Source organism: Halorarum salinum, from assembly GCF_013402875.1.
GTDB classification, from domain to species: Archaea; Halobacteriota; Halobacteria; order Halobacteriales; family Haloferacaceae; genus Halorarum; species Halorarum salinum.
Window position 1 is genome coordinate 2,032,357 of sequence record NZ_CP058579.1, and the last position, 18,989, is coordinate 2,051,345.

23 protein-coding genes are annotated in these 18,989 nt (G+C 55.5%); 13 read left to right on the plus strand and 10 right to left on the minus strand.

The window, feature by feature from the left end:
- The first annotated feature begins 276 nt into the window (after window positions 1-276).
- Complete coding sequence (gene ndk, locus HUG12_RS09860) at window positions 277-714, plus strand: nucleoside-diphosphate kinase (protein ID WP_218836295.1); 438 nt, start codon at window positions 277-279, stop codon at window positions 712-714.
- Here the strand turns inward: ndk and HUG12_RS09865 are convergent.
- Window positions 711-1,517, minus strand: a complete 807-nt coding sequence (locus tag HUG12_RS09865; protein ID WP_218836296.1) for a DUF6610 family protein — start codon at window positions 1,515-1,517, stop codon at window positions 711-713. The two genes, ndk and HUG12_RS09865, sit on opposite strands and share 4 nt — an antisense overlap.
- Window positions 1,518-1,813: 296 nt before the next feature.
- On the opposite strand from HUG12_RS09865, the gene HUG12_RS09870 reads away from it, so the two are divergent.
- From HUG12_RS09870 to HUG12_RS09915, 10 genes are all read left to right on the plus strand, one after another.
- A complete protein-coding gene (locus tag HUG12_RS09870) occupies window positions 1,814-2,215 on the plus strand; it encodes a hypothetical protein (RefSeq protein ID WP_179268598.1) in 402 nt (133 codons plus the stop codon).
- Between the two features lie 83 nt (window positions 2,216-2,298).
- Window positions 2,299-3,786: a DNA phosphorothioation system sulfurtransferase DndC gene (gene dndC / locus HUG12_RS09875; protein ID WP_179268599.1), complete on the plus strand. Its 1,488-nt coding sequence runs from the start codon at window positions 2,299-2,301 to the stop codon at window positions 3,784-3,786.
- 6 nt (window positions 3,787-3,792) lie between these two features.
- The gene (gene dndD, locus HUG12_RS09880) at window positions 3,793-5,823 is read left to right on the plus strand and encodes a DNA sulfur modification protein DndD (RefSeq protein ID WP_179268600.1); all 2,031 of its coding nucleotides are present in this window, start codon (window positions 3,793-3,795) and stop codon (window positions 5,821-5,823) included.
- Complete coding sequence (gene dndE, locus HUG12_RS09885; protein WP_179268601.1) at window positions 5,820-6,230, plus strand: DNA sulfur modification protein DndE; 411 nt, start codon at window positions 5,820-5,822, stop codon at window positions 6,228-6,230. The genes dndD and dndE overlap by 4 nt, the downstream gene beginning before the upstream one ends.
- Entirely contained in the window at window positions 6,227-7,411 is a 1,185-nt protein-coding gene (locus HUG12_RS09890; protein ID WP_179268602.1) for a cysteine desulfurase family protein, read from the plus strand. Before dndE ends, HUG12_RS09890 begins: the two co-directional genes overlap by 4 nt.
- Before the next feature lie 29 nt (window positions 7,412-7,440).
- Entirely contained in the window at window positions 7,441-9,612 is a 2,172-nt protein-coding gene (locus HUG12_RS09895; RefSeq protein ID WP_179268603.1) for a DEAD/DEAH box helicase family protein, read from the plus strand.
- Window positions 9,609-9,821, plus strand: coding sequence for a DNA modification system-associated small protein (locus tag HUG12_RS09900; protein ID WP_179268604.1), 213 nt, complete (start codon window positions 9,609-9,611; stop codon window positions 9,819-9,821). Before HUG12_RS09895 ends, HUG12_RS09900 begins: the two co-directional genes overlap by 4 nt.
- Window positions 9,818-11,884 (plus strand): AAA family ATPase, encoded by a 2,067-nt coding sequence (locus HUG12_RS09905; RefSeq protein WP_179268605.1) that lies wholly within the window; start codon window positions 9,818-9,820, stop codon window positions 11,882-11,884. The genes HUG12_RS09900 and HUG12_RS09905 overlap by 4 nt, the downstream gene beginning before the upstream one ends.
- Window positions 11,881-12,378 (plus strand): hypothetical protein, encoded by a 498-nt coding sequence (locus tag HUG12_RS09910; protein WP_179268606.1) that lies wholly within the window; start codon window positions 11,881-11,883, stop codon window positions 12,376-12,378. The genes HUG12_RS09905 and HUG12_RS09910 overlap by 4 nt, the downstream gene beginning before the upstream one ends.
- A 190-nt stretch (window positions 12,379-12,568) precedes the next feature.
- Window positions 12,569-13,102 (plus strand): hypothetical protein, encoded by a 534-nt coding sequence (locus HUG12_RS09915; protein ID WP_179268607.1) that lies wholly within the window; start codon window positions 12,569-12,571, stop codon window positions 13,100-13,102.
- A 143-nt stretch (window positions 13,103-13,245) separates the two neighbouring features.
- Here the strand turns inward: HUG12_RS09915 and HUG12_RS09920 are convergent, their stop codons facing one another.
- The 7 genes from HUG12_RS09920 to HUG12_RS09950 form a co-directional block, all read right to left on the minus strand.
- The gene (locus tag HUG12_RS09920) at window positions 13,246-13,482 is read right to left on the minus strand and encodes a hypothetical protein (RefSeq protein ID WP_179268608.1); all 237 of its coding nucleotides are present in this window, start codon (window positions 13,480-13,482) and stop codon (window positions 13,246-13,248) included.
- A 219-nt stretch (window positions 13,483-13,701) separates the two neighbouring features.
- On the minus strand, window positions 13,702-13,899 hold the full coding sequence (locus tag HUG12_RS09925) for a hypothetical protein (RefSeq protein WP_179268609.1): 198 nt from the start codon (window positions 13,897-13,899) through the stop codon (window positions 13,702-13,704).
- A 40-nt stretch (window positions 13,900-13,939) separates the two neighbouring features.
- A complete protein-coding gene (locus HUG12_RS09930; protein WP_179268610.1) occupies window positions 13,940-14,206 on the minus strand; it encodes a hypothetical protein in 267 nt (88 codons plus the stop codon).
- Window positions 14,207-14,376: 170 nt separating this feature from the next.
- A complete protein-coding gene (locus HUG12_RS09935) occupies window positions 14,377-14,724 on the minus strand; it encodes a hypothetical protein (protein WP_179268611.1) in 348 nt (115 codons plus the stop codon).
- Complete coding sequence (locus tag HUG12_RS09940) at window positions 14,705-14,959, minus strand: hypothetical protein (RefSeq protein ID WP_179268612.1); 255 nt, start codon at window positions 14,957-14,959, stop codon at window positions 14,705-14,707. The genes HUG12_RS09935 and HUG12_RS09940 overlap by 20 nt, the downstream gene beginning before the upstream one ends.
- Window positions 14,956-15,204: a hypothetical protein gene (locus tag HUG12_RS09945; RefSeq protein ID WP_179268613.1), complete on the minus strand. Its 249-nt coding sequence runs from the start codon at window positions 15,202-15,204 to the stop codon at window positions 14,956-14,958. Before HUG12_RS09945 ends, HUG12_RS09940 begins: the two co-directional genes overlap by 4 nt.
- Window positions 15,205-15,231: 27 nt before the next feature.
- A complete protein-coding gene (locus HUG12_RS09950; protein ID WP_179268614.1) occupies window positions 15,232-15,432 on the minus strand; it encodes a hypothetical protein in 201 nt (66 codons plus the stop codon).
- Between the two features lie 145 nt (window positions 15,433-15,577).
- Between HUG12_RS09950 and HUG12_RS09955 the strand changes: the two genes are divergently transcribed.
- Both HUG12_RS09955 and HUG12_RS09960 read left to right on the plus strand, forming a co-directional pair.
- Complete coding sequence (locus HUG12_RS09955; protein WP_179268615.1) at window positions 15,578-16,123, plus strand: hypothetical protein; 546 nt, start codon at window positions 15,578-15,580, stop codon at window positions 16,121-16,123.
- A 114-nt stretch (window positions 16,124-16,237) separates the two neighbouring features.
- Window positions 16,238-17,416 (plus strand): PDDEXK family nuclease, encoded by a 1,179-nt coding sequence (locus HUG12_RS09960; protein ID WP_179268616.1) that lies wholly within the window; start codon window positions 16,238-16,240, stop codon window positions 17,414-17,416.
- A gap of 64 nt (window positions 17,417-17,480) precedes the next feature.
- On the opposite strand, the gene HUG12_RS09965 is transcribed toward HUG12_RS09960, so the two are convergent.
- Window positions 17,481-18,326 carry a hypothetical protein gene (locus HUG12_RS09965; protein ID WP_179268617.1) on the minus strand — a complete coding sequence of 282 codons (846 nt, stop codon included), beginning with the start codon at window positions 18,324-18,326 and terminating at the stop codon, window positions 17,481-17,483.
- Between the two features lie 164 nt (window positions 18,327-18,490).
- A complete protein-coding gene (locus tag HUG12_RS09970) occupies window positions 18,491-18,919 on the minus strand; it encodes a hypothetical protein (RefSeq protein WP_179268618.1) in 429 nt (142 codons plus the stop codon).
- Window positions 18,920-18,989: the final 70 nt, after the last annotated feature.

Sequence of the window (18,989 nt, forward strand, 5' to 3'; positions counted from 1 at the left end):
TGACTAACGATGACGCAGAAAGGCAACATCGAAGCCGCCCACGATGCCGGAAAGCACGGATGGCCATCCCCAGAAACCGCCTCCCGACATAACTACCACGACGCAGAGCTGCGGGCCTGGACTGCCGGAATGAAGAAACGGTGCGAGGATCAGTACGAAGCGTTCGCGGATGCAGCCTAAGAAACTGCATTCCCACCTCTACCTTCTTCTCAATCCAGAGTACCGGCGAAAGAGTCTCGGAGTTCTACCGCGTATCAACAGGTAATGCCGGGAGGTGTGGAGGAAACGCTCGTGCTGGTGAAGCCGGACGCCGTCGACCGCAACCTTGTCGGCGACGTCCTCCACCGGTTCGAAGCAGCTGGCCTCTCGATCGCGGCCCTCGAGCTCCAGCATCCATCCACCACCCTTGTTGAGGAGCATTATGAGGAACACCGGGGCAAGGACTTCTATCCCGGATTGGTGGCCTTTCTCGCGGAGAACCCGGTGGTCGCCGCCATCCTACAGGGTGAGAACGCTGTTACGACTGCACGGACCATCGCCGGCGAGACCGAACCCGTGAACGCCGAGGATGGGACGATCCGCGGCGATCTCGGCCAGGATACGCTGGAACAGGCGGATGCGGAGAACCGTGCACTGTACAATCTGGTGCACACCGCAGATAGTCCACAGGCAGCACAGCGCGAGATCACCATGTGGTTCCCGGACAACGCCTAACGCCAGCCTTCGTGGAACTCGATGTACTTCTTGGCTGCTTCTGACTGGAATGCCATCGTTCCCTGCTCGTATTCGCCGATGTAGGCGGCTTCGAGGTCTCCACGAGAAACAAGGGGGTCACCACCGTCGTCCATCCAGATCGGTTCGTCCGGTTCTTTCACGGCCGGACCGTACCGATCGATCGGTTCTTCGTCCGGCCAGATGCCGTGGCCTTCCCAGAACTCCTTCATCTCTTCGAGTGACCGGCGGACGGTGTCGCGGATGGATAGGTGGTCAGCGCGTTCGTACCCGGTGGGTGTCCAGTACTCCCCGAAGTACGCTGCTTTCAGCACGCCGTTGCCGTCGAGGCCGATGATATCTGCAGGGTCGTCGTTAGTGAGCGTGGGTTGGGTCAGGAGTTGGACGATGTCGTACTGATCGGTGGGTGACCCACCAAGGATGTGGACACGGCGACCGCGCCAGTCCCGGATGGAGGAGTAGTCGAGTGGATCGATGTTCGCATACCCGTTCGGCCAGCCGATTACGGTGTCTTGTTCGATGGCCTCGAGTGCATCCCGGCACTTGGGCACGATAACAGGTTCTACCTCGCTATATATGTCTCTGATGTTGTTCGCGGCCTGTTGATAGCGTTCGGCTTCATCATACGTGGTTGCGTCACCGACCACAGCAACGTCCGGGTGATACCGGTCAACCCGTTCGAGATACCGGTCCAGATCGGGGTCGCGAAAATCATTGTCAAGAAATCCCACCGGAGCAGCCACGTTCGCCCACGACGACTGCTGCAAGGTCTTATCTTCACGCATCCCTACCAGATACCCAAGTTCGTAAGCGTCAGTCGTGAACGGATGACGAGACGTGAATGCCACGTACTCAGCTTGATACGGCGGTCCGTCCGGCCGATACCCATCAAGCGTCGTCTGTTCGACTGGCCATCACCGCACAATCTGGAAAACATGAATTTTATACCAGTTTTGGTTCCAACACGGCGGCTGCTTGCGGTTATTACTTTCACCCTGGCCAGGTGACCTTTTTCAGGTAATTAACCGAATAGCAAGGTAGAGAGCCCCGGCCAGAACCGCTCCCGTTGGAGGAACAACCGATGCCCACATTCGAGGTCGATACCACGAAAATACCGGCCTTCAAAGTCGAAGATACGTATCTCTTCAAACACTACTTCGATGAAGAGGACGTCTTCACTCTCCTCCAGGAATACTATTTACAAGACAAATACCGGTTCGAAATACCGGCCAGCGACTACACCAAGGTGCAACAGCAGCTTGAAAACTACTTCTACGAACTTCAGAGAGAAGACGACCTGACACCCTACTGTGTCGTGGTAGAAAAGGGTACGGACTATGCAGACATCCTCCGAAACGCAGTCCTAACGAAAGAGCGAAGTGGCCATCTCATCTTCCTCTTGAAAGATAACCTCTCGGTGGAACAGGCAGTTGAACACGGCGCTATTCGGCTCGCAGAATCGACCCTAAATGAGGACATCTAGGACTCAAAATCGACTGATCACTCCGGGGGCACCGGCAGCTACAAGTAGCTCGGCTAAGGCAATTCACTCACGCAAAACTAAATATGAGTACTGAGAAAGTGGAGGTTTCTGAAAGCGAGCAAGAGAAAGGCACGTCAGTCTTTGATGACAACTCGCTCTCAGACATCCACAAGGAGATTCAGGATACCTATCTTGCAGACAACCGGCCGTGGGTAATCGGATACAGCGGCGGGAAGGACTCCACGACGGCCCTCCAGCTCATTTGGTACGCTATCAAGGAACTTCCGGAAGAGGAACGAACGAAACCGGTTTACGTTATTTCTAGTGATACATTAGTTGAGACTCCGAAGATCGTCAACCATATCATCACGACACTGGAGAATGTTAACGAATTCTCCGAGAAAGACGATCTTCCGTTTCAGGCGCATAAGGTCACGCCCCAGGTCGATGATTCATTCTGGGTCAACCTGATTGGTCGCGGCTATCCTGCCCCGAACCAGACCTTTCGCTGGTGTACCGAACGCCTGAAAATCGACCCCGCAGACCGGTTTATCGAGGAAACCGTCTCAGAACACGGTGAAGTCGTTGTAGTCCTCGGTGCCCGAAAGGCAGAGAGTGCAACCCGGAAGCAGGTTATGGAGCTGCACGAGATCGAAGGCAGCGTCCTCTCCCGACACTCAAAATTCGCGAACGCATTCGTCTATACACCGATCGAGGACTGGCTAGTCGACGACGTCTGGTCGTACCTCCTGCAAGTCGACTGCCCGTGGGGGAAGAACAACCGCGACCTCGCAGCCCTCTACCAGGAAGCCGATGACGAATGTCCGATGGTGATCGACACCAAGACACCGTCCTGCGGAAACAGCCGATTCGGTTGCTGGACCTGCACCGTCGTCAGCGAGGACAAGGCGATGCAGAATATGATCGACGAAGGCGATGACTGGATGGAACCCCTCCTCGAGTTCCGTGACTTCCTCAAAGGAACCCAGGACCCCGATAGGAAACCCCATTATCGTCAGGTCAAAGGCCGGCAGCACGGGTCGGTCCGGACGAAGACGAACGGCGATGATGGGATCATTCCCCGCGCCCACAAATTCGAGTTCTGCAAGGACCTCCTCGAGAAGCTACTGCAGACACAGAAGGAGGTGAACGAACAGCTTCCCGCAGACGAAGAGATGGACCTGATCCAGGACGAAGAGCTACGCGAGATTCGGCGTCTCTGGCGGGAAGAGCGGGCTGACTGGGCAGACTCCGTCCCGAAGATTTACGAGCGAGTGATGGGCGAGGAACTCAACTGGGTCCATGACGACCTCGGTTCGTTCGGGGAGACTGAGGCAGCGGTACTGAAAGAGGTCTGTGAAGACCAGGACCTGCCTCCCGAACTCATCCAGCGCCTGCTCGACACAGAACTGCAGCATCACGGGATGAAGCGGCGGGCGTCTATCTACAATGAGATTGATAAGGTGATGAAAGAGGACTGGCGGATACAGGACGAGATCGTTGCTGAGATAGAGGGTGAGGAGAACGTTGAAAAATGGCATTACACCGAAACAGATCGGCCAGACCTCTGATCTCCCATGAAGCTCAATAAGCTCGTCATCACAGATTTTGGCCCCTATCGGGGGCGGAACGAGTTCGATCTGAAGACCACGCCTGAATCACCGGTCATACTGTTCGGTGGGAGGAACGGAGCAGGGAAAACGACGCTCTTCCAGGGCATCCAGATCTGTCTCCATGGCCGGAGTGCGTTAGGCCGACGGACAAGCGAGGGAGAATACAAAGATCTGGTCCGAAGCAAACTTCACGACTACCCGGACGAATCCGCTACAGAGGCCTCGATCCGGTTGGAGTTCGAGTACGCCCATATGGGCGAGGTAGACCATTACACGGTCACCCGGTCGTGGCGTGACCGAGGCAAAAGTATCGTCGAGAATCTGGATGTCCGGCGGAACGGGAACCTTCCATCAGACCTTGACAAAGAGCAGTGGGAAGACTTCTTGAAAGAACTCATTCCCCCAGGTGTCTCACAACTGTTCTTCTTCGACGGCGAGAAAATCCAGGAGTTGGCGACTGCAATCGAGGACGACGACAGTTTCGAAGACTCTCTACTGTCGCTCCTCGGACTAGAACTCGTTGATCGCCTCGATGCAGACCTCTCGATATATGTCTCGCAGAAGATCGATGAAAGCGGCGTTGAAGGGATTAACGAGGAGCTGAACGAACTCCGGGAGACAGAAGAGGAGTTCAAGCAGGAGATGGCGGACCTCCAAGACGCACGAACGACTAGGGAAGAGGAACTGGCGGAAGTCGAAGAGAAGATCGACTCAAAAGAGGCCCAGATTGCCAAGGAAGGCGGAGCCTATGCTGATAAACGCGAGGAGCTGAAGGACCGGCGCGTCGAGCTGGACACGAAAATCGACCGCCGGAAGGACGATATCCGTAGTATTGTCACCGGGGCGTATCCGTTCGCCCTGGCACCGGACCTGTGCCAAAGCGTTGTGGACCGGTTACAGACAGAGAGCGAGCAGCAAGAACAGGCGGCCGCCCGTGAGCGACTATCGGAGGAGCTGGATACGTTACTGGCGCAGGACAATCTGCTGACCGAGACGGATATCCCGGACGATGCCTCTGAGCAGATCACCACACGCATCAGAACGGCGATGGAGGACCGACTGGTCGAGGGGTCAACGGAAAGTAAGTTGCTCCACCAGTTCTCTGCAACCCAGCGCCAAGAGATGTACTCTCTTGTTGACCAAGCGCTCAACGATGTCCCAGCTGAACTTGGTGAGGCAACCACAGAAATGGAATCGATGGTCCGAGAGCGCCAGCAGATCGAAGAAAAACTGGGTCGGGCACCAGACAAAGAGGTGCTCTCGCCACTCGTCGATGAGCTGAACGATCTCACAGAACGCCGGGGGGCCCTCAAGTCCGAGTTAGAGGATCTGGAAGAGGAGATCGGTAAGATGGAGACGAAGCTCAGCCGGCTGGAAAACCAGATCGAGAATAAACGCAAGGAGAAGTCCGAGGTCGAAGGTGTCTCCGAACGGGCGAACCTGGCGAACCGGGTGCAGGCTGTGCTCAAAGAGTACCGAGAGGAGATTGCAGAGGAGAAGCTGCGCCAGCTGGAATCCGTGTTGAGCGAGCGGTATCTTGCGCTCTCGAACAAGAGCGAGTTCTACGACAAGGTCGTGGTCGAGGAAGGTCAGTTGAACATCTTCGTGGAAACGATTCACGGCAACCGTAAACCACAGTCTGACCTTTCAGCAGGAGAACGCCAGATTTTCGCAACGTCTCTCTTGTGGGCGCTTGCAGAGATTTCCGGCCGGCCGCTACCGTTTATTGTTGACACGCCGCTTGGTCGTCTTGACCAGCCGCACCGTGAGAACCTTGTTCAGAACTTCTTCCCGGAGGCTTCCCACCAGGTGCTCGTGTTCTCGACGGACACGGAGATCGACAACCAGCATTACGATGACCTATCCGAGTCGGTGGCACAGGCCTACCACCTGGACTATAACGAGATGGACGGCTGTACGGACGTGTCCACCGGATATTTCTGGTCGGGAAACCCTGACTCGGAGAAAGCCAGCATCGAAGGAGTGACGCAATGAGCAAGGAGTTCAACCGCGTGCAGATCGGGTCTGATGCTACGACCCGGCTCCGCATGTTGAAGGGGGATACTCAGATCACCCCGAATTTCCTGTGTCGAATCGGACTGTGCTATTCGTTGAATGAGCCCCGACCGCCGAACCCGGCTCAGTATGATTCCGATGGCCAGACGTTCAATCGGTACACGCTCCTGGGGGAGCACGATGCGCTGTACATGGCGATGCTGAAAGAGCGTCTGCTGCAGGAAGGCCTGGATCCGGAAGAAGACCTTGAAGACCAGTTCGTGGCTCACCTGAACCGCGGCGTGATCCGAGTATTCGGGAATATCGACAATCTCGATGACTTCTATAACTTGATTCCGAACGGGCTCAAGGAGACGTCAGTTGATGCAGCCGGTGATGCAGAATGAGCACCGGGGATACGGACCAGGCGATCTACCTTGACCATCACGCCACCACTCCGGTTGATGAGCGGGTCGTGGAGTCGATGCAGCCATACTTTACCGAGCAGTTCGGGAATCCGGCGAGTGATGACCACCTGTTTGGTGCCAAGGCGAAGCAGGGTGTTGAACAAGCACGTGAACGGATTGCGGACGCTATCAACTGCCGGAAAGAGGAGATCATCTTCACCAGTGGGGCGACGGAATCCGATAATCTCGCGATCCGCGGTGCGGCAGAGCATGCGAAGAAACACGACAAGGGAAACCACCTGATCACGACCGCTATCGAGCACGAGGCCGTTCTGGAGACGTGTGAAACCCTTGAGGACGACGGGTTCGACGTTACATATCTCCCTGTTGATGAGGAGGGCTGTGTCGATCCGACGGCGGTCGAGGACGCGATCCGCGAGGAGACGATTCTGGTCTCAGTGATGGCGGCGAACAACGAGATCGGGATCGTTCAACCGATCGCAGAGATTGGGCAGCTTGCCAAGGACAACCAGGTGCTGTTCCATACAGATGCGGTCCAGGCGATCGGCTACCTTCCGGTTGATGTGGCTGAGATGGGGATCGACTTGATGTCTGTCTCGGCACACAAGATCTACGGGCCCAAGGGCGTCGGTGCACTGTACGTTCGGCGACGCCGGCCAAAGGTGAAGCTCCAGCCCTTGCTCCACGGCGGGGGCCACGAACGTGGCTGGCGGTCAGGGACATTGAACGTGCCAGCGATCGTTGGGTTCGGAAAGGCGATGCAACTGGCGGACCAGGAGCAAGAGGACCGCACGCAGCACGTCGACGAACTGACGTCCTATATGTGGGACCGGATCAGCGACGAACTTGATGACATCGTTCTCAACGGGAGCGAGGAACTGCGGCTCCCGAACAACCTCAACATCAGTTTTCTCGGTGTCGAGAACAAGGCCTTAGTGAAGAGCCTGCAACCTGACGTCGCTGTCTCTGCCGGGTCCGCGTGTACGACGGGGAAAGTGGAGGCGTCGCACGTACTCCAGGCACTTGGCGGTGATGAGGACCGCTGGCACTCGGCCATCCGGTTCGGTGTCGGAAAGGACAACACCACGGAGGAAATCCAGCACGTGACCGACCGTGTGATTGAGAGTGTCACGCGGCTACGCAAACTACAAATAAAGTGACGAGAAGCTACTCTAGGTAATTAGATTAAATGTCAGGTGACACCTCGGAGCCCTCCGAATCCGAACAACCGGAGGAGAACGGGCTTCAAACTCTTGACCTGAGTATCAGCTACAGGTCTGGACGGAACGATCTTCTCAACGAGTTCTACATCCCCTGTTTGAAACAGGCCACCCACTACGACAGAGCTGCTGGCTACTTCGACAGCAAGTCGTTAGTACAAGCCGCACAGGGAATCTCCGGGCTGATTCTGAACGACGGGCAGATGCGCCTACTGGTCAGTCCACGACTCAGCCCCGAAGACATCCGTGTACTCGAACAAGCAGCAGACGAGGACGAGGAGGAGGGAGATACGGAGGGAGTGATCGAACACGCACTCCACCGCGGGCTGACCGAAGAACAGTTCGCAGATTACCTCAAGCGTGACCGCTTCCGGTGTATGGCGTGGATGTTGAAAGAAGGGCTGCTCGAAATCCGGATCGCATATCTTTCGGACGCTAATACTCCGGAGGAGGCTAACCCGTTCCGCCATTACCACGAGAAAATCGGTGTGCTGTCCGATGACTACGGGAACAAAGTCTCGTTCACTGGGTCGATCAACGAAACCGAGCTCGGGTGGACAGGGAACTACGAGTCGTTCAAAGTCTTTCCCAACTGGAAGCCCGGCTTGGGGATGGTAACGGTCGAGGACGAAGACGACTTCAACCGACTGTGGGAGAACCGGGATCCGAAAGTCACGGTCAAGGAACTGCCCGATGCTGTTGAGACGGGATTAGAAGAACACAGTCCGGACACGGTAAACGGCCGCCCTGACCTGGAACAGTTTGAGGACGAGGATGACGGTGGGTCTGGTGATACACCGGGCGATATCCCACTGTGGGACCATCAACAGGAGTCCATCGACCGATGGATCGCCAATGACTACCGCGGGATTTTCGCGATGGCAACCGGGACCGGGAAAACGCGGGCCGCGATTAGTGCGGCGAACCTCGGTGCTGACACGCGGCTGTCGGTGGTTGCTGTGCCCAGTTCACCGCTGCTCACCCAGTGGAAGGAAGACATTCAGGAGTTAATCCCGAAGGCTGAGGTCCTTGTCTGCAACTCTGATACGAACTGGCGCAAGCGCATTTTGGACGTGGTGAGCCCCTACAAATTGGGCGAGCCCAAGTATATCCAGGACCGGCCGAAGCAGTTCATTGTCACCACGATCGACACGGCAATCGGTGATACGTTCCAGAGCTTCGTCCGTGACATCTCATCTGAACACATCCAGGTGGTTGCAGACGAAGTGCACGGGTATGGTGCGGACACGTACAGGCAGCTTTTCGATATCGATGCCGGGCGGCGGGTTGGCCTCTCCGCGACCCCAGAACGACGGTTCGATGATGAAGGAAACCAGGAGATTATGGGGTACTTCGACGATATCATCTTCCGTTTCGAGACGGCTGAGGCCATCGAAAACGGGTATCTCTCTGAATACGATTATCACCCGCTGATCTGTGAGCTGGATGAAGAGGAGTACGAGGAGTATCGGAAGTACAGCCAGATGATCGCCCAGGTGCACAGCAAGTTGCAGAAAGCCAAGGCAGGGTCCAAACGGGAGCTCCGGAAGAGGGATGAGCGGCTGAAACGCGACCGGGCGAAGATGCTGAAGAAGGCAGAGGCGAAACCCGGGCGCTTCGGGAGGTTCCTGGACACTGAACACCCGACGCCAGCCATCATCTTCTGCGAAGATAACGAGCAGGTGGACGCGATCCAAGATCAGCTGCGGTCCAAAGGAAAATCGTTCGCCGTCTATGTCTCAGACATGGATGATGAGAAGCGGGCCAGCTCGTTTTACAAATTCGAGAACGATATGGTGGACTACCTGCTCGCGATCAACTGTCTTGATGAGGGTATTGACGTCCCCAAGTGCCCGACAGCAGTAATTATTTCAAGCTCCAGTAACGAGAGACAGTTCATCCAGCGAAGAGGTCGCGTACTCCGAAAAAGTGAAGAGAAAGCGAAGGCCGTGCTATATGATATGATTACGCTGCCGGGACTATCCGCTGAACAAGGCGATGAATCAGCACGGCGGTTCATCGAAAAGGAGCTCAAGCGAGGCAAAGTGCTGATGGAGGCAGCGAACAACCGGGAACAGGTCAGACTTGATCTCCGGGGAGAATTACAGCCCTACGGATTCGGTCACCTTGCATACCTATGAGTACTGACGAAGCCGACATCGACGACAAAATTCTGGAACTCATCGCCGAACAGGCAGACGAAAAGAACATCCCGGAAGACCTTCTCATCGAGATCTACAAGCTCGAGGATCGGATGGTCGAGATGGGGCGGAGAGAGGGACTCCCCAAAAAACTCCGGAAAATCCTCCAGGGCTACGTCGACGAGGATAATGAGATCAGCAAATCATGAAGATAGTCAATGTTACTCTGAAGAATTTCTTGCCGTACTACGGCGAGATTGAAGTTCCTCTCCAGACGGATACGGACGCTCCACTGATTCTGATGGTCGGGGAGAACGACCGGGGGAAAACAGCGTTCCTGAACGCGCTTCAGTGGTGTCTCTACGGGTTTGACGGGAATCCTCCCGAGAAGCGGGCGAAGCGGCGCAGTGCGATCAATCGCCGGGCTGCAACCGAAGGGGACGGGGAGACAAGCGTCACGGTGGAGTTCACGCATCACGGGACGGTTCACCGCATCCGTCGCTACATCACGTTTGAAGGGGTGGATGACCCTGACGACCGTGAACCGGGTGACAGCGCGGTAATCGTTGAGCGACCAAGTTCTGGGAGTGGCTATGAGACGGTTATCTCGAAGCGGGATAGCACCGAGGACTACAATGAGTTTATGAACAGCATCCTTCCGGAGACTGCTTCTGATTTCTTCTTCTTTGACGGTGAGAAGGTTGGCAGCCGGTACGCGGGGACGCAGGATGGTGAACGTGACAAGGACGACATCCGGAAAGCCATCGAGACCGTTCTCGGTATTCAGCAGATCCAGAAGTCGATCGAGGATCTGGACCGGTACGGGCGGAAGCACTACAGTAAGCTGTACCACGAGGCTGAGTCGAACGTTGACGATCTGCAGGAGCTGAAAGACAATATCGCGGACAAAGAGGACGAGCTCCAGGCTCTTCGGACGGAGAAGGACTCTGAAGATCAGCGGTTAGAAACCCTGGAGGAGAGTTTGGCTGCTGTCAAGGAGGATATCGCTGAAGCTGCAGGGTATGAGGAAGCTCACAATGACATCCAGGAGCTGACTGAAGCACTGGAGGGTGACGATGAGGATGAAGAGGACGAGGGCCTTTACGGGGAGCTACAGGCCAAAGAAGAGGAGAAAAAAGAGTACCACACCCGGCTTGGGTCTCTTATCACCGGGATTGGGTCAGAGCATATTGATGACGAGATAGAGGTCGAAGGCGTCAGTGGGGAGGTTGAGATCATCCGATCGTTACTCGAGGAGCCCCGGTGTGTGTGCGGCACCAAGATCGGGGAGAAGGAACGGGAGAACCTAGAGGACGTTCTCGAAGAGATGCAGACCGATGATGGACGGCAAATCATCGATCTGAATGATACGGCCTCCAAGCATATCGACTGCCTGCGGGAGGAGAGCGGTGGCAAAGACGTCCGAGGAACCAAGGTCAGCTACCACGAAATCCGCGAAGATATCAATCGGATTGATCAGGAAATCGAGCAGAGCGAAGGCCGGATCGAGGAACTCAAAGAGGAGATTGAGGACATCAATGTCACTGGTGAAGACCTGCAGCGACTCCGGAAACAGGAGGAAGATCTCAACGACCAGGTCATCGATACCAAGGCCACTATTGAACGGCTTGACCGAGACATCAACAAGCTTGACTCCAAGATCGACCAGTTGAAGGACCGGGAGGACTCGATGGAGGGCGCGACTGACGAGGAGGAACGGTATCGTACCCTCCGCAACCTCTCCGAGAAATGCCGTGATGCTTGGGAAGAGATCAAAGAGGAGTACGTTAAGACGCGTCGCCAAGACGTTGAGGACCACGCCTCCAGTGTCTTCACCCGGCTAACGAACAAGAACGAGGTCTACAAGGGCTTGGCCATCAGCGAAGATTACGACCTGGATATCATCACCAAATCTGGGCGGCGGTCCATCGAGGAGCAGGACCCGAGTAAAGGTGCTCGGCAGATCATCGCGTACTCGTTCATCGCTGGCCTCAACAAATACACGGCACGTGACGCTCCGATCGTCATCGACACGCCCATTGGGCCCTTGGACAGTACTCACAAGCACAACCTGATCGATTACCTTCCCGAGTTCAAGGACCAGGTGGTCATCCTGTACCAGCCGGAGGAGCTCCACCAGAGTGACCTTGACCAGATCGACCAGCATACGACGCGTCACCTCCAGATCCGGGTGTCTGAGGAGGACCCGGAGTGCTCGGTGGTTGAAGAAGTCGAGCCGAAGGTTGATCTTGGGGAGGTGTTGGTCCAATGAGCACGACACAGGTGATCAAAACCGCTCGTCGAGACATCTACCGGAACTTGGTGCTGCGGACGGCGCGGCTCGAGTTGGATGATGGTGAAGAGCTGGATAAGGACCCGTATGAGTATCCGTTCGACTACGGGTATGAGTTGTTCGCGGCGGGCTTGGCTATCGGGTTCCTGCACAAGGATTATCGGGAGGAGTCCAAGGGCAGTTACAGTCAGGATTTCACTGATGTCGATAGCGTGTCCTCGGATGAGGTGCGGACGGCGATCACGTTCATCTGGGAGTTGATCAAAATGGAGGAGGATGAGAAAACTGAGACGGAGGCGTGGGAGTTGGCCCGGCAGTATGCTGATGCGGGTGTTGAGCGGATTTCCCGTGATATGGAGGTGAAGGATCAGTTCGATCTGCTCGGGTTTATGAATATGGCTGAGAATCGGTGGGAGGACCGAGTTGAAGATGTGGTTGGGTCTGTAGAGTCTGAGGAAGTTGCGTCAGCCTGATCTCTGTGTTCTTAGCGGGGTGCTCGGATCTCTCCCGGGTTTGCCTCAATCGGCTTCCTCCGCCATTCCTGTACGCCGGATAAACCCTGCGACGCCTCGCTATTCAATAGCCAGAGAAGGGACAGATTCGATTTGAAGAAGGATAGGACAGAGGACGGGTTTAATTGCTGTTGTAATCGTCGGGCCTTCCATGCCTGCAAATCGACCATACCGCACTCAACGACACGGCGAGAATGTCGTGGAATTCAGGGTCAACGGAGATCTGGAGGATAAACGGACTGTATACTTCACCGACCAGGAACCCTGTTTCCAGATCACTGTTGAAAATATCGGTGATCGACCAGTCGAAGGAAAAACGATCGCCAGGATGACCTACGAAGAATCCTCATCAGCGTACGAACGCGGCGAACACAAAACTCTGGACATCGATCTAGCGCCTGGTGAGAAGGAAACACTCGATTTTCAACTTGAGATGTTGTCTTATCAAGGAAGCGCAGCCGTTGCCTTCGATCGCATACGGCTCCGCGACAAGAACGACTATTGGGAAATGAAGAAGAATTCGGGACCCTCCTTATTTCGAGCATATACGTTCATGGTGTACGATCGCGATTATTACAAAGTCAACTACTTGAGGCCGAGGATTGCACAATATGTAGCGGCAGGTCTTGCAATCCTGATTGTCGCAGTCGGTGTCATTCAGATACTTATCTTCCTTTTCTCATAGATGGGGGATGGAGATCAAACCAAATGCTAACATCCTGATAAGCAGCAGAACTAGTCTCAAAAAATCTTGGCGCCATTCTCGGCATTATCCTCACCCGTATGCTCTACCACTGAGCTATACGCCCGTATCTTCGTCTTTGAAACCTACTCATCCGCTTTCCGTGCCAGTTCATCCAGCAATCGATCGGTGTAGTTGCTGATGACCTGGCCGAGTGTGCCGCCAAGCATCTCTGTGTGGTTGCCCATCAGTTCGCTTAGTCGCTCACACTCTGCTTGCAGCTGCGAATCCCCGGTTTTACTCAGAGCCTCCGCTGCTGCCCCGTACTTGTTGTTTTGAACGTAAGTCACCGCATCCTCGTAAAATGTGTTCTCAAGCGTCATTCATCATCACCGTTCTGTGAGTTGTGTAGGATAACTGGGTTCTCACGGCCCTCTTGTTGTTCTCGGATGTACTCTTTCACCCGCTCAACCGTCTGAAAACCACAGTCATCACAAAGGTCAGGCTCCTCATGCTTAACGCAATCCTCGTTCATCCACACGAGTCCTATTCCGTCTCCGTTCTTCGTTTCTTCACCACATGCTCGGCACTCGAATGTCGCACTACCCACGATATTCACCCTGAGATTCGTCTCGGAACCCTACCTTGTCGAACATCGTTTCCACATCACCGGATAGCCCGGTTATCGCAATATCTCGGAGATCGGCCTGTTTCACCGCTTCATCCGCGAACGCCCGCCCAACGAACTCCACAGCACTGAAGTCTACTTCGTCGTCTCCCTGTCTTTCTGCATTCTTCATCAGGCGCTTGGCTTCGTTCCGTGTGCTCAGTGTGCCCAGCTCAATTTCCAGCGTTCTCACCCTCTATTTCCATGTACTCTGGATGCTGTAGCTGGAACAGCGTCACGACACCTGCTTCGAACTTTGCGTCCGGATCGTGTAGCGTGTGGCCGCAGGCCAGTTCGTAGCGTTTCGCGTAGTGGTAGTCATCGTCCTGCTTCGGCCCGACCACGGCCTTGTGAATGCCTTCTTTCGCACCGCATACCTCGCATGTCGGGTACAGTGCGGGACCTTTCCGTTCCGTGATTTCAGCGTCCAGTGTTCTCACCTTGCGTTTTCTGTCCGAACTCTCGAATACTTCTATAGTACAACCAAAGCAGATACGACCCCATTACACCGGTTACGATAGCGGTATGAATATTTTGTAAACCCACTTGATCAGGCATACTTCCAAGCACAACTACTCCCAAGACGAACAACACAAAATTCCAGTATTCCTCATTCATCACTACCACCAGCGTTCGCTCCGGAAACTCGTTCTCGTTTACGCTGAACCGTCCAGCTGCATGAATCACACCAAGGGCCAATGTCCTCTTCTTTGAACCCTGTCCATTCGTTTCCAGATTTCTCTACATCATTACGAAATATCTCTGCCGTGCTGCCTCCCGCATCCTTACCAACGTCTTCGTCGTCAACGTAGTAGCCGCCGAATCCGGAATCAAACAAGAGGCCGCAATTCCGGCATCTCATCAAATCACCGCACAACTCAGAGCATTCCTTCTCATGCTCTCGCCTGTCTTTGATCTCTTCACCACAAGCTACACATTCATCTCCCAGCGTTCTCACCTTCTTTCTCTGCGGAAACTGGCTCGTACCCGTTTTTCCAGATGCGACCCTCCTTCAATAGATGCAGATCGACAACGTAGGTGAGTTCTTCGTTTGCTTTCTCAAGCTTCCGATAGAAGTCCGCTACATGGTCAAGACACAGCGGCTTGTCCTGAATCCTTCCGTGGACAAGGTACTTCATCAGCACCGTCGCGTCCTGATGGCACTCCTCGTGTAGATAATCGCATTCAGTCATTGATTCTCACCTTTCTCGCGGAACTCTTTCGCCTTCTCCATCGTTTCCTCCGTCTCCTCCCGAAGCTTCTCAACCGTCAAATCTCCGTGTCGCAAATCCTGAATCGCATTCGTAGCATTCTGCCGAAGCATCACCAACGAGGATTCCTTCTCCTCATACCGAGGGTGGTGCAGGAAATACTCTATCCGGGCTCTCATGTACCCGATCACCGCACTCAGCTCCTCACCCATTTCGCTCTCATCCATTCAGTCATCACCAGTATTATTCCGGAATTAGAGCGGGATCTCGCGATCCCACCACCACGTGAGCCGGTTCGACAACTCCTTCTTCGCCACTTCGCCTTCCGCAAGCATCTCGTGGAGATCGTCGTTGACGGATTTCCAGTGTTCGTCGACCGTGTCCGCTACCTGGTTGGTGGAGAGCGGCTGGTCGGCGTCCTCGAGCGCCTGGAGTATGCGTTGTTTGCGGTCCACGTTACAATCACTGACGAGAACGTTCTCACGGAGTTTTATATACACCACCCATGCCACTCCTCAGTTCTCAAAACCAAGTCTCTACTGATGAGTAATGAGCAGGGACAATGTTTAAGCATACTCGGACATAAGCATAGAGTGTCGTATGACCGTGACCGTCACCATCTCCGGCGAAGGCATCGAATTCGAACGCGAAATCACCGAGAACACCGCCGTCCAACTCATGCAGCTCACCATCAACAACGGCGCCGCCGGCAACGGAACGTCAGAAGAAGCCCTCACTGACACGGCAGCCACCGAACCAACCGATGCGGACGACGAACACACCGCGCCAACGGACGCGAGCGACGACACCGACGCCGACCAGCAAGAGCCTGAAGCACTTCCAAGCAACTTCTTCCGTCGCCTATCCACCAAGCAAGAAGCAATGATCAAGGTGCTGCTGGACGCCGACGGTCAACTCACCAGCAGCGAACTGCGACAACAGATGGAAGAGGACCACGGCGTCGAAACCGGGGGCGGCCGCGCCCTCGCCGGCATCATCGCCGGACTCACCCGGAAGTACGGCAACGACTTCGAGCTCATCGACGTCCAATGGGGCGATGACCAGGGCCTGTACCAACTGAACCCGGATTACCCCCAGTATATCGAGGAGATCGAGGACTACTTCGGAGAACAGCAGGAAGACTAGAGAACTTTGAGAGGCAAGCGTGGTGGTACATTCTTACCGGAATCCCGGCCAGCGGTTTCGTATCCGACCTCTTCATCACTAGAATTATCCTGATAGACACCTCACACCACTCCAATGCCAAACACACGGATCGAAGCCGTCCTCCACGGAATCGGGGACGGTGCCCGCCTTGAACAACTCGTCTCCGATCTCCTCCAACGCGAAGGCTACGACGTCGACCCCACCGGGACACGAGGCCCTGACGGAGGCCGAGACGCCCTCCTCCAACGCGACAGTGAACACGGAATCCTCCACTGCAGCGTCAGTCAAGACTGGGAGCCAAAAGTCCATGAGGACGCTGAAAAAGCTGCGGACCGTCCCGAGGACTTCGACTTCTTCATCTTTGCCACCACACAGAATCCCGCAGCTGTAAAACGCGACCGTGTGGAAGACGAGATCCACGAGGAATACGGCTGGCGAGTAGAGATACGGGATCTAGAACGGCTCAGAAACCAGTTAGCTGGCGATTCTGAAAACCATGATCTGGTGCGTGATCATCTCAATATCGATCCCAGCTCTGCGTTTCACGATCCTACTGCCGACGCAGAGGAGTTCTATGAATCCCGCCTCCAAGCACTACACGAGCGAGAGGGATACTACGGTACGATCGCATCAGACCACGAGTTCACTGATCATGAAGACCTACCCATCCTCGCAATCCATATCATCCCGGCCGAAACATTCGGCAGTGATCACGACAGATTAGGGTCCGACCTGCCAGACCCACCCGGAATAGGCGGGAAGGGACGAACGGAGCAATACGGTGACTTCGTTCTTACCGGGAGCAACTTCGGTCTCAACGGTGATGATCCCTTCAGATACTATGCCTGTTTCCACGAGGAGGGGTGGGCAGAGGCGGTAACTGTGGACATTATACCTCGAACCGATGACCTCGAACTCACTACCACGATAGACAAGATAGTTATCGAGTATATCGAGGACGCGTTAGACTGGTACGAAGATGTCGGTATCGCACCCCCGTACTACGTATACGTAACACTTCTTAACGCAGCAGATTACACCATCTTCGTTCCGAATAGGATCTCTGGGCCCTTGAACCGGCGTGAGATCGGGAGTGACGAATTCCAGTTCGGGGATGTAATCATTGATCGGAACGACGTCGACGTTCCAGCGTTCATGCGGAAACCGATGTACCGCCTCTGGAATCGGACCGGATGGCAGAAGTCGCTCAACTATAATGAGATCGAGGAGGAAGGCGGTGAAACAAGGTATGAGTGGGATCCTCGCAGGTGAATCTGCTGACGTGATCAAAACTTCGCCGGAGTTGTCCTCCCGCGCCTCGTAGAATTTACCCCCATCACGGCCGAGTCAACAGCACGTCCTCCAGCGTTTGCCCCCGGTCCGGCGGCACACCCTTCGCCGCACTGTTCCCGCAGAACACTTCGATCACGTCCCGGATCGAATCCCCGTGCCCGAGACGGTCGAACAACGACCAGCCCGTCTCATACTGCAGCAGCTGCGTTCGTACGTGCCCATCCTGCCAGTCCGGCATCCAGTCCGTCGGTGTCTTCGGCTTCAGGAACGGTTCCTCCGGCTGCTCGACGAACGTCCCGACCGTCCGCTGTGCCACCTCCTTCAGGTAATGAAGCCCCTGATCACCGTACTGGTCCTGCTCGGCCTTCATCGTGGCCACGAACAGGTTCTCCGTGTTGAACCCGGTCGCATCCAGGATCTCGGCGATCACCCACGGCCGCGCCCACTCGTTCGCATATACCCGCTCGAGGTTCCCCGGGTTCCCGACCAGGATCTTATTCAGCACCACCCGCGGCTGCCCGTTGGCGAACCCGATGATGAACGGAAACCCGCGCAGGTACACGTCCTGGGCCTGCCGATGCATCTGGACCGGGAGCGCACCCACCCACGTCTCCTCGGCGGCGATCTCCTGCCACGCGTCTTCGACCGGGACGCTGGTCGCCGTCTCAGTGCGGGCGGCTACCATCCCTGCTGACTGTTCGTAGACGCCGGGGGAAAGGAAGGTCTCCGGACCCTCCCGACTCTGGTATTCGTCTACCGCCTTCTCTTGGTGGAACTTCGCCTTGTGAAGGTGAACAGCAAGCAACGGCTCGATGTCGTTCTCCGCGATCTCCTGATGCAGTCGGAGCTGTGTACGGTGTGGCTCAGGGAGCCTATCGTCACCTGGCATACCTGTACTAACGTGGTGAAACCGGGTATAGTTCCGGACACATCCTCCCCCGGCGCCGTCGTTCGATTCGCCGATTTCATTTAAGTAGCCTCCGTGTTTCGGTATCGGAGTGATTCTACAGCCGGGAGAGCCCTACCACCACCAACGACCGGTCAAATTCCCCCTCACCGGCCGGCGATATACCAGTCACCGTCATCGTAGATGTGTTGCGGAATCTGCTCCTCCGGTGGCTGCTTATCAAATAGGAGCGTGTCCCCATCGATATTACCCGGACCGAGATCCACAAACAGGGACTTGATCTCGTCCCAGCTCTCCCGCAGCCGCCCGGACATGATCTGGACTGCTTCTCCCTGCCCGACGTCGCGGCCCGTCCGGTCATAGACCAGCTGAACACAGCACTCCGGGCAGAAATACAGTGCTGCCTCGTCCTGAACCGCGTGGATGTGGCCGCCGTTCTTCACCACGAGGTTGCGTTCCTCCATCGGGCCGTGATGGACACATTCGCCTTCCTCCTCGTTGGTTCCCAAGTAGAACGGGTGATAGTCGCTGTCAGCAAGGTCGTCCGGGAGGTCGTCAGGAATATCGTCAGCCATACCGTCTTCTCGTTAACGCCACGGCATTAATGGTGTGTACTTCCTCTGCCCAGCACTGAATGCAAGGTAC

Excerpts from the sequence above, each read along its gene's own strand:
- HUG12_RS09865 (WP_218836296.1), bottom strand. The coding sequence starts at position 1,517 with ATGCGTGAAGATAAGACCTTGCAGCAGTCGTCGTGGGCGAACGTGGCT.
- HUG12_RS09870 (WP_179268598.1), top strand. The coding sequence starts at position 1,814 with ATGCCCACATTCGAGGTCGATACCACGAAAATACCGGCCTTCAAAGTC.
- dndC (WP_179268599.1), top strand. The coding sequence starts at position 2,299 with ATGAGTACTGAGAAAGTGGAGGTTTCTGAAAGCGAGCAAGAGAAAGGC.
- dndD (WP_179268600.1), top strand. The coding sequence starts at position 3,793 with ATGAAGCTCAATAAGCTCGTCATCACAGATTTTGGCCCCTATCGGGGG.
- dndE (WP_179268601.1), top strand. The coding sequence starts at position 5,820 with ATGAGCAAGGAGTTCAACCGCGTGCAGATCGGGTCTGATGCTACGACC.
- HUG12_RS09890 (WP_179268602.1), top strand. The coding sequence starts at position 6,227 with ATGAGCACCGGGGATACGGACCAGGCGATCTACCTTGACCATCACGCC.
- HUG12_RS09895 (WP_179268603.1), top strand. The coding sequence starts at position 7,441 with ATGTCAGGTGACACCTCGGAGCCCTCCGAATCCGAACAACCGGAGGAG.
- HUG12_RS09900 (WP_179268604.1), top strand. The coding sequence starts at position 9,609 with ATGAGTACTGACGAAGCCGACATCGACGACAAAATTCTGGAACTCATC.
- HUG12_RS09905 (WP_179268605.1), top strand. The coding sequence starts at position 9,818 with ATGAAGATAGTCAATGTTACTCTGAAGAATTTCTTGCCGTACTACGGC.
- HUG12_RS09910 (WP_179268606.1), top strand. The coding sequence starts at position 11,881 with ATGAGCACGACACAGGTGATCAAAACCGCTCGTCGAGACATCTACCGG.
- HUG12_RS09915 (WP_179268607.1), top strand. The coding sequence starts at position 12,569 with ATGCCTGCAAATCGACCATACCGCACTCAACGACACGGCGAGAATGTC.
- HUG12_RS09920 (WP_179268608.1), bottom strand. The coding sequence starts at position 13,482 with ATGACGCTTGAGAACACATTTTACGAGGATGCGGTGACTTACGTTCAA.
- HUG12_RS09925 (WP_179268609.1), bottom strand. The coding sequence starts at position 13,899 with ATGAAGAATGCAGAAAGACAGGGAGACGACGAAGTAGACTTCAGTGCT.
- HUG12_RS09940 (WP_179268612.1), bottom strand. The coding sequence starts at position 14,959 with ATGACTGAATGCGATTATCTACACGAGGAGTGCCATCAGGACGCGACG.
- HUG12_RS09945 (WP_179268613.1), bottom strand. The coding sequence starts at position 15,204 with ATGGATGAGAGCGAAATGGGTGAGGAGCTGAGTGCGGTGATCGGGTAC.
- HUG12_RS09955 (WP_179268615.1), top strand. The coding sequence starts at position 15,578 with ATGACCGTGACCGTCACCATCTCCGGCGAAGGCATCGAATTCGAACGC.
- HUG12_RS09960 (WP_179268616.1), top strand. The coding sequence starts at position 16,238 with ATGCCAAACACACGGATCGAAGCCGTCCTCCACGGAATCGGGGACGGT.
- HUG12_RS09965 (WP_179268617.1), bottom strand. The coding sequence starts at position 18,326 with ATGCCAGGTGACGATAGGCTCCCTGAGCCACACCGTACACAGCTCCGA.
- HUG12_RS09970 (WP_179268618.1), bottom strand. The coding sequence starts at position 18,919 with ATGGCTGACGATATTCCTGACGACCTCCCGGACGACCTTGCTGACAGC.